This window comes from Streptococcus thalassemiae (assembly GCF_903645285.1).
Taxonomy (GTDB): domain Bacteria; phylum Bacillota; class Bacilli; order Lactobacillales; family Streptococcaceae; genus Streptococcus; species Streptococcus thalassemiae.
Genome location: NZ_CAHJXN010000003.1, coordinates 184585 through 201043, shown reverse-complemented (window position 1 = coordinate 201043; position 16459 = coordinate 184585). Strand labels below are relative to the sequence as shown.

The following is a 16459-nucleotide window of genomic DNA, read 5'->3' as shown; positions in this document are numbered from 1 at the left end:
ATTATCGAGGGGTTTCAATACCTGATAATATGCGTTTTTCTGATTTTAATACTCTTCGAAAATCTCTTCAAACCGCGTCAACGTCGCCTTGCCGTACTCAAGTACAGCCTACGGCTAGTTTCCTAGTTTGCTCTTTGATTTTCATTGAGTATAAAGACTTTTGCCCAGTATCTTTTCTATTTAGTCTGGGAAAGCTCTTTTAACTATGAAAGTCAATGTTAGTCTTCGTCATCTCTTTTACGACGTTTGGCAACCAATCCTAAACCTGTTAAACCAAGTATCAATCCAAGAAGTCCTGATTTCACAGACTGTTTCTCTCCTGTATTTGGTAAGTCTTGGCTCGCTTTGGTTCTTGTCTCTTGTGGTCGAGAATTAGTTGATCCACTTGTACTTGTTGACGCCGATGTACTTACTGAGGTACTTGTACTCATTGTGTCTGAGGAACTTGTACTTGTTGACAGAGATGTACTTACTGACCCACTTGTGCTCATTGTATCTGAAGCACCTGTACTTGTAGAAGCATACGCGCTAGCACTTATTGATGCTGAAACACTCGTGCTGGTTGAAGTAGACGTACTTGCTAATATACTTGCGCTTGTTGAAGCCGATGTGCTAACTGACATACTGATAGAATCCGATTTAATAATACTATCAATATCTAGGCTAGGGAGTGGTTTAACAATTTCCGGCATTCCCTTACTTGTAACAACAGAATTGCTTGCGCTGATTGAAGTCGATACACTTGCTGATGTACTTGTGCTTGTTGAGGTTGACGTACTTGCGCTCGTTGAAGCGGACTCAGACGCTGATTGACTTGCGCTCGTTGAAGCACTTGTTGATGCTGATTCAGACGCTGATTGACTTGCACTTGTTGAAGCACTTGTCGATGCGGATTCTGACGCTGACTGGCTCGCGCTCGTTGAAGCACTTGTCGATGCGGACTCTGATGCTGACTGGCTCGCGCTCGTTGACGCTGATTCAGAAGCTGACTGACTTGCGCTCGTTGAAGCACTTGTCGATGCGGATTCTGACGCTGACTGGCTCGCGCTCGTTGAGGCACTTGTCGATGCCGATTCAGACGCTGATTGACTTGCGCTCGTTGAAGCACTTGTCGATGCCGATTCAGAAGCTGACTGGCTCGCGCTCGTTGAGGCACTTGTCGATGCCGATTCAGACGCTGATTGACTTGCGCTCGTTGACGCTGATTCAGAAGCTGATTGACTTGCGCTCGTTGAAGCACTTGTCGATGCTGACTCTGATGCCGATTGACTTGCACTTGTTGAAGCACTTGTTGATGCTGACTCTGACGCTGATTGACTTGCGCTCGTTGAGGCACTTGTCGATGCGGATTCAGAAGCTGACTGACTTGCGCTCGTTGAAGCACTTGTCGATGCCGATTCAGAAGCTGATTGACTTGCGCTCGTTGAGGCACTTGTCGATGCGGATTCAGAAGCTGACTGACTTGCGCTCGTTGAAGCACTTGTCGATGCCGATTCAGATGCTGACTGACTTGCGCTCGTTGAAGCTGACTCAGAAGCTGACTGACTTGCGCTCGTTGAAGCACTTGTCGATGCCGATTCTGATGCCGATTGACTTGCACTTGTTGAAGCACTTGTTGAGGTTGATTCTGAGGCTGATTGACTTGCGCTCGTTGAAGCACTTGTCGATGCGGACTCAGAAGCTGACTGGCTTGCGCTCGTTGAAGCAGACTCTGATGCTGACTGACTTGCACTTGTTGAAGCACTTGTCGATGCGGATTCAGACGCTGACTGACTCGCGCTCGTTGAAGCACTTGTTGAGGCAGACTCAGAAGCTGACTGGCTCGCGCTCGTTGAGGCACTTGTTGAGGCAGACTCAGATGCTGATTGACTTGCGCTCGTTGAGGCACTTGTCGATGCCGATTCAGAAGCTGACTGGCTCGCACTTGTCGATGCTGATTCAGAGGCTGACTGGCTTGCGCTCGTTGAAGCAGACTCTGATGCTGACTGACTTGCACTCGTTGAAGCACTTGTTGAGGCCGATTCAGACGCTGATTGACTTGCACTTGTTGATGCTGACTCTGATGCCGATTGACTTGCGCTCGTTGAAGCACTTGTCGATGCGGACTCAGACGCTGATTGACTTGCGCTCGTCGAAGCAGACTCTGATGCTGATTGACTTGCGCTCGTTGAGGCACTTGTCGATGCCGATTCTGATGCCGATTGACTTGCACTTGTTGAGGCACTTGTCGATGCTGACTCAGACGCTGACTGACTCGCGCTCGTTGAAGCACTTGTTGATGCAGATTCAGAAGCTGACTGGCTCGCGCTTGTTGAAGCACTTGTCGATGCTGACTCTGATGCCGATTGACTTGCGCTCGTTGAGGCACTTGTCGATGCCGATTCAGAAGCTGATTGACTTGCGCTCGTTGAGGCACTTGTCGATGCCGATTCTGATGCCGATTGACTTGCACTTGTTGAAGCACTTGTTGATGCTGATTCAGAAGCTGACTGGCTCGCGCTTGTTGAAGCACTTGTCGATGCTGATTCAGACGCTGATTGACTTGCGCTCGTTGAGGCACTTGTCGATGCGGATTCTGACGCTGATTGGCTCGCACTTGTCGATGCTGATTCAGAGGCTGACTGGCTTGCGCTCGTTGAAGCTGATTCAGAAGCTGATTGACTTGCGCTCGTTGAGGCACTTGTCGATGCTGATTCAGAAGCTGATTGACTTGCACTCGTTGAAGCACTTGTTGACGCCGATTCAGAAGCTGATTGACTTGCACTTGTTGATGCAGACTCAGATGCTGACTGGCTCGCGCTGGTTGAAGCACTTGTCGATGCTGATTCTGATGCCGATTGACTTGCACTCGTTGAAGCACTTGTTGAGGCTGATTCTGAGGCCGATTGACTTGCGCTTGTTGAAGCACTTGTTGATGCGGACTCTGATGCAGATTGACTTGCGCTCGTTGAGGCACTTATCGATGCAGATTCAGAAGCTGACTGGCTCGCACTTGTTGAAGCACTTGTTGATGCTGACTCAGAAGCTGACTGACTTGCGCTCGTTGAAGCACTTGTTGATGCTGACTCTGACGCTGACTGGCTCGCGCTTGTTGAAGCTGACTCTGATGCCGATTGACTTGCGCTCGTTGAGGCACTTGTCGATGCGGACTCAGATGCTGATTGACTTGCACTTGTTGAAGCACTTGTCGATGCTGATTCAGAAGCCGATTGACTTGCGCTCGTTGAGGCACTTGTTGAAGCTGACTCTGATGCTGACTGACTTGCGCTTGTTGAAGCACTTGTTGAAGCTGACTCTGACGCTGATTGACTTGCACTTGTTGAGGCACTTGTCGATGCTGACTCTGATGCCGATTGACTTGCGCTTGTTGAAGCACTTGTCGATGCGGACTGACTTGCACTTGTTGAAGCACTTGTCGATGCTGACTCAGACGCTGACTGGCTCGCACTTGTTGATGCAGATTCAGACGCTGATTGACTTGCGCTCGTTGAGGCACTTATTGAAGCTGACTCTGATGCTGACTGACTTGCGCTTGTTGAAGCACTTGTTGAAGCTGACTCTGACGCTGATTGACTTGCACTTGTTGAGGCACTTGTCGATGCCGATTCAGAAGCTGACTGGCTCGCACTTGTTGAGGCACTTGTCGATGCCGATTCTGATGCTGATTGACTTGCACTCGTTGAAGCAGACTCAGAGGCTGACTGACTTGCGCTCGTTGAAGCACTTGTCGATGCTGACTCTGATGCTGACTGACTTGCGCTCGTTGAGGCACTTGTCGATGCGGATTCTGACGCTGATTGACTTGCACTTGTTGATGCACTTGTCGATGCGGATTCAGACGCTGACTGACTTGCACTTGTTGATGCACTTGTCGATGCGGACTCTGACGCTGATTGACTCGCACTTGTTGATGCACTTGTCGATGCGGATTCAGACGCCGATTGACTTGCGCTCGTTGAGGCACTTGTCGATGCTGACTCTGATGCCGATTGACTTGCGCTCGTTGAGGCACTTGTCGATGCCGATTCAGAAGCTGATTGACTTGCGCTCGTTGAAGCACTTGTTGAGGCCGACTCAGACGCTGACTGGCTCGCGCTGGTTGAAGCACTTGTCGATGCCGATTCAGAAGCTGATTGACTTGCGCTCGTTGAGGCACTTGTCGATGCTGACTCTGATGCCGATTGACTTGCGCTGGTTGAAGCACTTGTTGATGCGGACTCTGATGCCGATTGACTTGCGCTCGTTGAGGCACTTGTCGATGCGGACTCTGATGCCGATTGACTTGCGCTCGTTGAGGCACTTGTCGATGCCGATTCTGATGCTGACTGACTTGCGCTCGTTGAGGCACTTGTCGATACGGACTCTGATGCAGATTGACTTGCGCTTGTTGAAGCACTTGTCGATGCTGATTCAGACGCTGACTGGCTCGCACTCGTTGAAGCACTTGTTGAGGCCGATTCAGAGGCTGATTCAGAAGCTGATTGACTTGCGCTCGTTGAAGCACTTGTCGATGCGGACTCTGACGCCGATTGACTTGCGCTCGTTGAGGCACTTGTCGATGCTGACTCTGACGCTGATTGACTTGCACTTGTTGAGGCACTTGTTGATGCCGATTCAGAAACTGATTGACTTGCGCTGGTTGAAGCACTTGTCGATGCGGACTCTGATGCCGACTGGCTCGCGCTTGTTGAAGCTGACTCAGAAGCTGACTGACTTGCACTCGTTGAAGCACTTGTTGAGGCTGATTCAGACGCTGACTGGCTCGCACTTGTTGAAGCACTTGTCGATGCCGATTCTGATGCCGATTGACTTGCGCTTGTTGAGGCACTTGTCGATGCCGATTCAGAAGCTGATTGACTTGCGCTCGTTGAGGCACTTGTCGATGCGGACTCTGATGCCGATTGACTTGCGCTGGTTGAAGCACTTGTTGATGCGGACTCTGATGCCGATTGACTTGCGCTCGTTGAAGCACTTGTCGATGCTGACTCAGAAGCTGACTGGCTTGCGCTCGTTGAAGCACTTGTCGATGCTGATTCTGACGCTGATTGACTTGCGCTTGTTGAAGCACTTGTTGATGCTGATTCAGACGCTGATTGACTTGCGCTCGTTGAGGCACTTGTCGATGCTGATTCTGACGCTGATTGACTTGCGCTCGTTGAAGCACTTGTCGATGCTGATTCAGATGCTGACTGGCTCGCGCTTGTTGAAGCACTTGTCGATGCTGACTCTGAGGCCGACTGGCTCGCGCTTGTTGAAGCTGACTCTGAGGCCGATTGACTTGCGCTCGTTGATGCACTTGTCGATGCTGACTCAGACGCTGATTGACTTGCACTTGTTGATGCACTTGTCGATGCTGATTCAGAAGCTGATTGACTTGCGCTCGTTGAAGCACTTGTCGATGCTGATTCAGACGCTGATTGACTTGCACTTGTTGATGCACTTGTCGATGCTGACTCAGACGCTGATTGACTTGCGCTTGTTGAAGCACTTGTCGATGCGGACTCTGAGGCCGACTGGCTCGCGCTTGTTGAAGCTGACTCAGACGCTGATTGACTTGCGCTCGTTGAGGCACTTGTCGATGCGGACTCTGAGGCCGATTGACTTGCGCTCGTTGATGCACTTGTCGATGCTGACTCTGACGCTGATTGACTTGCACTTGTTGATGCACTTGTCGATGCTGATTCAGAAGCTGATTGACTTGCGCTTGTTGAAGCTGATTCTGATGCCGATTGACTTGCGCTCGTTGAGGCACTTGTTGAGGCCGATTCAGAAGCTGATTGACTTGCACTTGTTGATGCACTTGTCGATGCGGACTCTGAGGCCGATTGACTTGCACTCGTTGAGGCACTTGTCGATGCCGATTCAGAAGCTGATTGACTTGCACTTGTTGAAGCTGATTCAGACGCCGATTGACTTGCGCTCGTTGAGGCACTTGTCGATGCGGATTCAGAAGCCGATTGACTTGCGCTCGTTGAGGCACTTGTCGATGCTGACTCTGACGCTGATTGACTTGCGCTCGTTGAGGCACTTGTCGATGCTGACTCTGACGCTGATTGACTTGCACTCGTTGAGGCACTTGTCGATGCTGACTCTGACGCTGATTGACTTGCACTTGTCGATGCTGACTCAGAAGCTGACTGGCTCGCGCTCGTTGAGGCACTTGTCGATGCTGATTCAGAGGCTGATTGACTTGCGCTTGTTGAAGCAGACTCTGACGCTGATTGACTTGCGCTTGTCGATGCACTTGTCGATGCTGACTCTGACGCTGATTGACTTGCACTTGTTGAAGCACTTGTCGATGCTGACTCTGATGCAGATTGACTTGCACTTGTTGAGGCACTTGTCGATGCTGACTCTGATGCCGATTGACTTGCGCTCGTTGAGGCACTTGTCGATGCTGATTCAGATGCTGATTGACTTGCGCTCGTTGAGGCACTTGTCGATGCTGATTCAGATGCTGATTGACTTGCGCTCGTTGAGGCACTTGTCGATGCTGACTCAGACGCTGACTGGCTCGCGCTTGTTGAAGCTGACTCTGACGCTGACTGACTTGCACTCGTTGAAGCACTTGTTGAGGCTGATTCTGAGGCCGATTGACTTGCGCTTGTTGAAGCACTTGTTGATGCGGACTCTGATGCAGATTGACTTGCGCTCGTTGAGGCACTTATCGATGCAGATTCAGAAGCTGACTGACTTGCACTTGTTGAAGCACTTGTTGATGCTGACTCAGAAGCTGATTGACTTGCGCTCGTTGAGGCACTTGTTGAAGCGGACTCAGACGCTGATTGACTTGCGCTCGTTGAGGCACTTGTTGATGCTGATTCAGAAGCTGATTGACTTGCGCTTGTTGAAGCACTTGTCGATGCTGATTCAGACGCTGATTGACTTGCACTTGTCGATGCTGATTCTGAAGCTGATTGACTTGCGCTTGTTGAGGCACTTGTCGATGCTGACTCAGATGCCGATTGACTTGCGCTTGTTGAAGCACTTGTTGAGGCTGACTCAGACGCTGATTGACTTGCGCTCGTTGAAGCACTTGTTGATGCAGATTCTGAAGCCGATTGACTTGCGCTTGTTGAGGCACTTGTTGATGCCGATTCAGACGCTGATTGACTCGCGCTTGTTGAAGCACTTGTCGATGCTGATTCAGACGCTGATTGACTCGCACTTGTTGAGGCTGACTCAGAAGCTGATTGACTTGCGCTCGTTGAAGCACTTGTTGAGGCTGACTCAGAAGCTGACTGGCTCGCGCTCGTTGAGGCACTTGTCGATGCTGACTCAGAAGCTGATTGACTTGCGCTTGTTGAAGCACTTGTCGATGCTGATTCTGATGCCGATTGACTTGCGCTTGTTGAGGCACTTGTCGATGCTGATTCTGATGCCGATTGACTTGCGCTCGTTGAAGCACTTGTCGATGCTGACTCAGAAGCTGACTGGCTCGCGCTCGTTGAGGCACTTGTCGATGCTGATTCTGATGCCGATTGACTTGCGCTCGTTGAAGCACTTGTTGAGGCTGACTCAGAAGCTGATTGACTTGCGCTTGTTGAGGCACTTGTCGATGCTGATTCTGAAGCTGATTGACTTGCACTTGTTGAAGCAGACTCTGATGCTGACTGACTTGCGCTCGTTGAAGCACTTGTTGAGGCTGACTCTGACGCTGATTGACTTGCGCTTGTTGAAGCACTTGTCGATGCCGATTCAGAAGCTGACTGGCTCGCGCTCGTTGAAGCACTTGTTGAGGCTGACTCAGAAGCTGATTGACTTGCGCTTGTTGAAGCACTTGTCGATGCTGACTCAGACGCTGATTGACTCGCGCTCGTTGAAGCACTTGTTGATGCAGATTCTGAAGCTGATTGACTCGCGCTTGTTGAAGCACTTGTCGATGCTGATTCTGATGCTGATTGACTTGCGCTTGTTGATGCTGATTCAGACGCTGATTGACTCGCACTTGTTGAAGCTGATTCAGAAGCTGACTGACTTGCGCTCGTTGAGGCACTTGTCGATGCTGATTCTGAAGCTGATTGACTTGCACTTGTTGAGGCACTTGTCGATGCTGACTCAGACGCTGACTGGCTCGCACTTGTTGAAGCACTTGTCGATGCTGATTCAGACGCTGACTGGCTCGCACTCGTTGAAGCACTTGTTGAGGCCGATTCAGAGGCTGATTCAGAAGCTGATTGACTTGCGCTCGTTGAAGCACTTGTCGATGCGGACTCTGACGCCGATTGACTTGCGCTCGTTGAGGCACTTGTCGATGCTGACTCAGAAGCTGATTGACTTGCGCTCGTTGAGGCACTTGTCGATGCTGATTCAGACGCTGACTGGCTCGCGCTCGTTGAAGCGCTTGTCGATGCGGACTCTGACGCTGACTGGCTCGCGCTGGTTGAGGCTGATTCTGAGGCAGATTGGCTCGAGCTAGTTGACTCAGACGCTGATTGACTTGCTGATTCTGAAGCCGACATCGACTCAGACGCCGATTGGGATTCTGACAATGATTGGGATGAACTTGCCGAAGCCGAGAACGATGTGCTAGCACTTTCAGATGTTGATCTGGATGCTACAACACTCTCAGAGGTAGATCGTGATGTTACCACACTTTCAGATGTTGATCTGGACGTTATAACACTTGTTGAAATTGATGTTGATGTTACAATACTTGTCGATAGAGATGTACTATACTCCTCATTCGATAACGCAACTTTTAGAGACTCTTTCGTACCATCCGTATACACAACAGTCACTGAACCATCCGCTGCAACGTCAATTCTATCAATTGGCAGACCTGCATTCTTGGTTCTCACTGCTTCACGAATCTTTTCTTGATCCTTTTCAGAAGGATTCGTTTTGTTTGTTACCTGAATCGTATCAGGTGTGGCTGGATCATACTTTTCACTCAATGGAGCTTGACGGATGCCATAAGGCACTCGTGTTTCATTCTCAGAGAAATCTTTCACACGAACATAACGTGTCCATTCATTATCAGTCGCCTTACTACCATCCCCGTCCGGTCTATATTGTTTATTTGAATTATAAACAGCATCCGTAATGACTTGTCTATTTTGAGGATGATCATCACTTGCAGGGAAGTTTCCACCAGTACCACCTGGTACGGCACTACCACCACTATGAACATCTGGCCCTATAAGGGAAGTCGTTGTTGGATTTCCATTACCATTGTTATCATTCCAAGCTTCAATATTTCTAACCTTACCGCTATTGTCAGTAGTTACTACCATCACACGGAATTTATCACCAGCATAGATTTTGCTCTTACCATCTGAATACTTAGGTGCTTCTACCCATGTATTAGTCTTAGGATTATAAACTTCTACCTTAACCGTAACATTTGGCAATTCATTTTCTTTAGTAATTGTTTTAGTCGTTGTTTCTGATTCTAACGGGTTAGTTTGGCTCGACGTTGGATTTGGAAGAGCTTGTTTAATCGTTACTCTACCCGTTGGAAGCAAGCCGTTATTAGCATTGTAACCTGCTGCAAGGTCTCTTGGCTCGAAGGTCAAGCTTGTATCGTTAGGACCAGCTGTCTTAGTAAAGGTCTGAGTGCCGATTGTCAAGGTTACTGTCGCACCTGGTGTAACATTAGTTACCTCAATACTACGATTTGGCAAACCACCTTTTTCAGTCAATTGATCATCTGCGATTTGTGGCGCCTGCGGTTTAATGACAATATCAAAAGTCTTATCTTCAGCTACATCCCCTGCGGCATCACTGGTCTTATAAGTAACAGTATAAACACCAGGATCGGTTAAGTTACCTGTAATTTTAGCAGTGGTTCCTTTTTTGACAACTTCTACTGTAAGATTTTCATTTGCTTTTCTACCAACTGTCGCACCTGGAACTGTTGTATTCAAGTCTTCTTGGTCACTAACCGTAACAAGATTCTTTAAATCGTCCTGAGTTACAGGCGTACCTGCAACATACACCTTGTTTTCTGAACCTGTATTTGCAGTAATAGCAGGTTTTTCATTGATAGCATCTGCTTTCACCCAATCCTTAGCTGCTGGTGGCTCTTGTCCTCCATCTGCATATTTAACCAACAACTGAACCTTATCCGTACCTTTCTGAATACGATACGGTGGATTAGTTGGGTCATTGACGCTAATAGTCAATTCTTTCTTAGTTGGGTCTCCAGCTACCGCTGTCTCAACAGCCGTAACCTTCCCTGCGAAAACTCCTGCTACATTCCATGTTCCATTTGGTTGTTTTTGAAGAGCAAGATCTTGATTCCCATTTAAGCGAACATAAGCTAAACCAGCATCATGTGGAATTTGAACAACCACATCTTTTGCCGAAGCAACACTATTGCTTTTATCACCTGTTTTTGGTGTTTTAGCAACCCTTGATGGCTGGATTGTATAATCTCCAAGAGTGACTGCTTTACTTGCAATATCACTTTTAAGTCCATTAACAGTTTGAGTCACCTCAATCCCTTTGGCTTTACTGTCACCACGTTGAAGATTTTGATGTTCAGACTGAGTCAATACTTCATTTGAACCAAGATTTAAAGTCCATGTTGTACCATTTACAGTTGCAGCCTTTTTCGTACCATCTTGAAGCGTTACCTCTACCGTTGCACCCGGTGCATTCGTACCTGTGATAACACGATCTGTCGAAGTTAACCTATCTCCATAAACTGCTTGATTTGCAGGATTGATTGTAGGCGCCTGCGGTTTCACTTTTGGATCGACAGGATTGCTCGTACCATCTTTATAAGTAATGGTTACTCTACCATTATTATCAATAGTATAATTACTGATACGATTCGTATCTTGAGGATTAGCTCTCTTAACAGCTTCAAGAATCTTATCACGATCTGGATCTGTCAAGGAGTTTGGATCGGCAACTGGAACCGCATCTTCTGGTTGTAGCCCTCGGAATTTATCACTTAATTTCCCTTGAACAATCTGAAATGTAGTGTCATTATTTGTATTTCCAGAAAGATCTTCTGTACGAATCTGACGTGTCCAAAGATTGCTGGCTGCATACTGTTGATTTTCGTTGTATGTACCTTGAATTGTCAGCGTAGCTGGAGTCTCAGTCGTAGCAGTCGTAGGAGTCGTAATATGGCTAATCGTTCCACCTCTATTATAAGCAGAACCTGTCATATTACTTTGTTTATAGCGACCACCGTCCCATACTTCTACAGTGCGAACCTTGCCACTGTTATCTTTAGTTTTGATAACAAAGCGGTATTCATCACCAGCAAAGAGTTCATATCCCGAACCGGAACGTCTTTCTTCGTCATTAGCACTGTTACGAACAGCTTTCCTAGTTTGATCAACCCAATTATCCCCATCCTTGACTTGCAGAACGACGTCTACATTTGGTCTTTCAGTTTCATTAGTAATCGTCCCAGTACCTTGGTCTGAGGTTAAAACTTCAGTTGTGTTTGCCCCTGCAGGCACACTTTGTGTCGCAGTCACACTACCCGAAGGAAGCAGACCATTGTTTGCGGCGTAAGCCGTTCCCAAATCTGCTGCAGTAAAGGTTACGCTGGTAGCATTACCTTCTGCTGTTTTAGGCTTAATTGTTTGACCTGCAACTGTTAAGGTTACAGTTGCACCTGGAAGAACATTATTTACCGTGATCGTTTGATTTGGTAAGCCACCACGCCCAGCTAGATTTTCAATAGACGGCGTATTCACTTCTCTCGCCAATTCTGAGATTGGTTTGGTACGAGAGCGACCATCCTTATAGGTAATCTTGGCATTAGATCCTTCAAAGGTAACATCCTTGATACGTTCTTTTTCTTTGACTTCATCCGTATCATGGGCATTCTTAATAGCTTCTTTTATGCTTGTCTTTTCATCCTCTGTTAAAGCTGTCAGATTTGTTACTTTAATCTTCTTATCTGGATTCAAATTAGCATTTTTAACGCTCAAATCACCTTGTACAATCTTAAATGTATTTCCCACAGACTCATTGTCTGAAATATCTGTAGCTGTAATAGAACGAGTCGAAGTATTTCCGGTACTGTATTGAAGTTCTTCCTTAATTGTTCCCTGTGCAACTAGTTTAGCTGGAGTCGTAGATGAGGCAGGTGTAACAGAAGAAATATTGGTTACAGTTGCGTTTCCAAAACTATCATCGAAAGCATTTCTACTCGGAACACTCTTTCCGTCAGAGCCACCTATTTTTATATCTGTTTGCTTTATATAGTTACTATTGTCAGTGATCGATGTTGTAAATCTCATCTGGTCACCAGCATAAAACGTATAGACTGATGTATCACCTGAAGTCGTCTTAGGAGCAGCTTCCCACGTCTTAGTCGCTTTATTGTAAACTTCTACAACTGTAGTCGCTACCGGTTTAACGTTTTCCTTGGTAATTGTTTTAGTCGTCGTTGCTGATTCAAGTGTTTCTGGTTGGTTTGTTGTCGGATTAGTAAATGCCTTACTTTGTTTAACCGTTACTTCTCCTACTGGAAGTAAACCATTACTATCTGCTAAGTCACTCGCTCCAATTGTTAGACTTGTCGCATTAGCTGGTACTGTCTTCATTACAGTTTTACTTCCACTTCCAAGCGTCAAGGTTACTGTTGCACCTGGTGTCACATTAGTGACTGTAATACCACGATTTGGTAGTCCACCAGTATTTGTCAACTGATTATCAGCAATTTGTGGAGCCTGTGGTTTTACCTTAATCGTTACAGGAACATTTCTGCTATTTGTTGAACCTGCTGAACCTTGTGGTAATGTTACACTAACTTCTTTCTTATAAATACCTGCTGCTGAAGCATCTGGTGTAGATTGCCAAGCATAAGTTGTCCCAGTCGGAATAGTCACACTGGCATTCGAATTTTTAAGAGCATTACCCGGACTAGTAATAATATCATTTAACGGAGCTGTATCCCCAACTGTTGTTTCATAAGTTTGCTTTTCAACAGGATCCACTACTGTGTAGTCAAAACTTGTCTCACTAGTCAAGGCTGGATTAGTAGACGATACAGTCCCAAAGCGACCATTTGGATAGGTTGCTGTTAGAGTATAGGTGGTATGATGCGTCTTAGCGTCCGTACCAGTTGTATGCCATACACTACTAAATGATGGCGTTCCAACAGCAGTAGTGGTCGCTGTTCCTTGGTTATTTAGTTTATACCTATAAGACCACTTGGTATTTTCAGGGAGTTCTTTAATATTAGTGTATAGGTCTGTGTTTCCACCAATGTTATTCGCGTAACTTCCACCGGTAACTGTGTCTTTTCCATCATCGGCTTTGAAAGCGTAAAATTGACCTTTACCGCCTATCGGATTTTTAGCCTCCACTTTCTTATAAACCGTATAAGGATAGTTAAAATCCTTAGTAATTCCCGAGCTAGTGACCGTTAGGACAGCTGTCTTTTCACCGTTACTGCTGAAATCTGGTCTCGTTTTCCAAGTGACAGTGACAGTTGACGGAACTGCTGCCCCACTACTATTGGTGATAAAATCACTTGCAGTTAGTCGGCTAGCATTTTCCCCTTCAACAGCATAAAAGCGGTCTGATTTCGTTTTATAGGGCATTTTTGCCGTCTCAGTAGAGGTCGCTCCCTCTGAGTTAAAGTTATAAGCAGTTGCAGTGACTCGGCTTTCGTCTCTGACTGTCGGCTCTGATATAGTAACCGCACCAGTATCCTTATTTAAAGTCACTCCAGAAGGAAGAGGCTCTGGATTATCCCATTTGGTTCCACTCTTCTTGACACTGATGGTTGTAGTTGTATTGGTATTGCCAGTTGTAGGAGTGTAGGTGATGGTCACGCTATCGCTTTCTCCCTGAGGAGTAACCGTCACACTACCATCGGTAGGTGCTTGAATAGCAGGAGCTGTTGGAGTGGTAGCTTTTGCGATATTTTCAAAGAAGACTTCGGAAGTATCCTGTGAATCTCCATTTTCGTTGTCCTTGTAAGTGACTACGAGTGTTTTACTCAAACCAACTTTTCTTGACGCAATAGTGGCTGTGCTGGTAGTGAGTCCATTGTGCTCCAAAACTTTAGTTACTTCATCAGGAGTCAAGTCTTGACCCAGCTTGCTTGCAGGCATATCACTTGGTAGAGGGAGGTAAACGGTCTTACCATTGACTGTTGCTTTAACAGCCATATTTTCCCCTACACCTGAACCAAAGGTATCACCACCACCAAGCCATCGAACATTGGCAACGTTTAGGTTTGAGGCACTAGTCGCTGTCCCTCTAACCGTCGTTGGTGGGATGACCTCTCCACTATATGTATTCCCATTCATTTGTTGTTTATAGCTATCCATATCGCTAGGCATACCGAAATGAGGAATTGTGCTAGAAGAATTGGTAAATCCTGCTATCATAGACGCCGCACTAGGAACAGATTGACCTTTTGTAATGGGATTATTTAGCGCATTTGTATTGATTGTTGGTTGATAAACTTCCGATTGACTGACAACACGGAAAGGAATATCATAGGTTTGGGTCGTCCCCCCCTTGTTAGGGAAGGTAATAGTAAGCTTATGAGTTCCTTTGGCTAATTTATCTTGAGGACGAAATGAACTTCGAAGATTGGTAATACCAAGGTAAGTAGCGTCCGTATCAGCACCATCAATCTTATATTTAACTTTACTAGCAAAATCAGGAGGAAATTCGTCTAATTTTTTTCCTGTAACGACATCATACAAATCGATAAGTTGGTTAACTTTTGATAGATCTTCTACACCACTAAACTTAAGGAAAGATGATTGTTTCCCTCCTTTAAATTCAGCCCTATAACGATCTTGAGAGCCGACCATTTGGAGGTAGTTTCTATGACGTGAATTTTCCAAGGAACGGAATCCAGCCATATAATAATCGTTGGTGTCTTCTGCACTTTCTGTCGTATAGGTAATTCTATACCCTTCGTAACGGGCACTTCCTTTAGGGTGGAGGGCATAGACATTGGCAGTGGCTCCTTCAATACTATTGAAAGCAAAGTCCCCTTCTTTTTTCACTTTGTCAGTGATTTTATCGGTTTGATAATAAGCATCTGGGTTATTAAAGGCGAAGTCGCGCAAGCTCGTTAGCGTTCCTCTACCAACCCCACTTGGGCCGACACCCGCAACGTTTTCATAGTAGGCTCCACCTTGGTTATTATTAGCATTCCCGATTGCAGCTAACAAATCCCCACTTTTGGAATTGTTACGGAAAGCTTCATCGCTATTTGTTTCTCCCAAAGTGTTCCATGGTTTATTCCCACCATCTTTTTGTTCCACCTTCATATGGGTGATGCGATGTCCCTTTGGAACCGTAAAGTAGAAATAAGGGTTGTCATGCGGTTCCCCACCATCATTAAAGAGAACAGTCCAATTGGTTATCCTTCCATGTCGTTCAGCCTTCATATGGACCTGTGGGGCAATATTTTTAACCTCAACACGTGTGGCAATATTAGCTTTACTCGGCTCTCTTTCATTCCCTTGACGACCCTCTGTCGCATAGAGGTAAGTTCCTTCTCTATAACCATATTTTGCATTTTGATTTGCGGGGCTAGCAGCATTTGTTGCATCAGGTTTCGTTACGACATAACCAACTGTCGCTGTTCCGAAACCGTAGGTCGCCCTATCAGGGTCATTTTCAGCTGCCCCACCTGGTGCAACCCTAAAATTAGCCCCTCTCTCCATTGCTTTACCGTTTAAGCTACTACGTTGTCCGTTATTAGCTCGTTGCACTGCATTGATGATGGAGTTTCGTGCAATTGTCGCTTGTTTGATGACGTCTGTTAGGTCAGCATTTGGAGTTTTTAGTGCTCCCTCGATAGCTGTCACGGCAGCATTAACCTTTGCAACCGCCGCTTCCGTATTTGGCAAGCCAACAGACTTAGCGAGGTACTCACCCATAGTGGCTGAGATTTTAGACAGACGTTTGCGGTCTTCTTGAGCTTTCTTGTCATTCTCGGCAGTTACCGTAGTCGCCACAGCAGCTGTTATAGTTGTGTCTATAAGAGCCGTAGAACCAACTGTCAAACTACTTAATTTCGCATCAATAGTTGCTAAAGAGTTCAGACTATTCTCAATGACACGTGATAATTCGGACGCATTTTCAGTAGCAGATGTACTTACTTGGCTTGCTTGACTAGCTTGACTCGTTTGCGCAGTTTCATCAGCTTCTTTCAAACCAGTAGCCGACTCTTCTGCTACATTTGACAGACTTGTCTTACTAGCCACACTTCCATTAACTGGAGCTTGTGAGGCTAGACCATTCCCCAAGATAGAAGCAATCACATTGCCAGAACCTAGTCCAGATTCGCTGATAGCCTTACTTGCAGATAGACTTGTCTCCAAACTAGTTTTAGCTGACTCCGATTCTTTAAGACTTTTACTAGCCGTTTCCGAAACGTGGATACTCTCGCTAACAGATGCAGATAGACTGACTTCTTGCGAATCTGATTGTGAATTTGTAATAACAGATTCACTCCCTAACTCACTCTTATTTCCTAAAACTGCAGACCCTACAGTCGCCAAGGCAT

Annotated in this window: 1 protein-coding gene; it reads right to left on the bottom strand. The window is 46.5% G+C overall.

The genetic code is table 11. The features are described 5' to 3' along the window. Positions 1-218: 218 nt before the first annotated feature. Complete coding sequence (locus HWX15_RS06170; protein WP_175880562.1) at positions 219-16454, bottom strand: LPXTG cell wall anchor domain-containing protein; 16236 nt, start codon at positions 16452-16454, stop codon at positions 219-221. Positions 16455-16459: the final 5 nt, after the last annotated feature.